Genomic DNA, 1466 nt, shown 5'->3' on the forward strand with positions numbered 1-1466 from the left:
CTCCATTATGATTCATTTTAAAAATTTCCAATCCCTAAGATTCAATCAGCTCTACTTAGGCAATAGCCTTAATAAACCAGCATTTTTTCCATCTTCCAACACCCAAATCGAGCCATTATATGCAGTATGAGGTGGTGTTTCAAAAAGTATGCTGAAACAAAGCAGGTTGAATTTTGATAAAATAGAGAAATGCGAATAACTCTAGAAATCAAATGTCCAACCTGCCTCAGTGACAGTATAAAGAAAAATGGCATCAAAGTAGATGGGAAACAAAACTATCAGTGCAAAGACTGTAAACGTCAGTTTATTGGTGACCATGCTCTGAGCTATCTAGGATGTCATTCAGGCATTACTCGAAAAATATTACAGTTGATGGTCAGAGGTAGTGGTATACGAGATATCGCTGAAGTTGAGCGAATCAGTATCGGTAAAGTTTTACGTACTTTAACCGAATCGACCTACCAAATTCAGCCTAAACAAAGTCATTATGAGTCTCTTGAAGTTGATGAGTTTTGGACTTTTGTGGGAAATAAAAATAATAAACAATGGCTTATTTACGCCTACCATCGAGAAACAGGTGAGATTGTTGCTTATTTTTGGGGTAAAAGAGACTTAGCTACAGTTCAACGATTGAAGGCAAAGCTTAAACAATTAGGTATTCACTACACCCGAATTGCAAGTGATCATTGGGACAGTTTCATAACTGCTTTTAAAAACTGCAAGCAAAGTATTGGTAAATTTTTTACTGTAGGTATTGAAGGTAATAATTGCAAAATAAGGCATCGAATTAGGCGCGGTTTTAGAAGGAGTTGTAATTTTTCAAAAAAGATTGAAAACCATTTTAAAGCTTTCGACTTAACCTTTTTTTACATCAATAATGGCTTCATTTAATGTCAGCATACTTTTTGAAACACCACCCGAAATTTTTATGGGTATCGTGTTAATAGGCTTAGCGTTACGACTTCTCTTAACATTCAACTGAATAGCCTAAGCAGAAAAGTAAAAACAACTACCTCGACTACTAAACACAATAAAAGCTAAAAGCAAGTGCTCTCAACTTCTCAACTCGCCTCCAAAGCGTCGCACTTCGTGCTTTGGCTTTGGAAACGGTTGAGAGAGTTTCGGCAATACTCACCCTAAGGGCAGCCATTTGAAAAAATGACATATCCCCTAAGTATTGCCGATTTACCTGTATATATTTGGCTTCGGAGCCACGTATATCGGTCGTATCCGCACATAGCTTTGCTGACTATGCAGACAAGGACTCAAAGTCTTGCACCTCGCTCCACGCGCTCCCTGTCGTTACATTGCCTGTATCTCTGCGAGGGTTTCCCCAACGTACAACTTAACAAGTCCTATGTAACTACTCCTAACGCTCCGCCTATGTGAAGTTCCCCTGTAAGCGGTTTAGCCTTTCGACTATAGCTACAATACGCCAGTGACACTTATTCCTACCACACGTACTG

The 1466-nt window shown here is 38.8% G+C and carries 1 protein-coding gene; it reads left to right on the forward strand.

Going from position 1 to position 1466, the window contains the following annotated elements:
- The first annotated feature begins 189 nt into the window (after nucleotides 1-189).
- The gene (locus FTV31_RS16850; protein WP_166135753.1) at nucleotides 190-891 is read left to right on the forward strand and encodes an IS1-like element ISPa14 family transposase; all 702 of its coding nucleotides are present in this window, start codon (nucleotides 190-192) and stop codon (nucleotides 889-891) included.
- The last annotated feature ends 575 nt before the right edge of the window (nucleotides 892-1466 follow it).

The organism is Acinetobacter sp. YH16031, from assembly GCF_013417335.1.
Classification (GTDB): domain Bacteria; phylum Pseudomonadota; class Gammaproteobacteria; order Pseudomonadales; family Moraxellaceae; genus Acinetobacter.

Coding starts and splice junctions, on each gene's coding strand:
- FTV31_RS16850 (WP_166135753.1), top strand. CDS start 190: ATGCGAATAACTCTAGAAATCAAATGTCCAACCTGCCTCAGTGACAGT.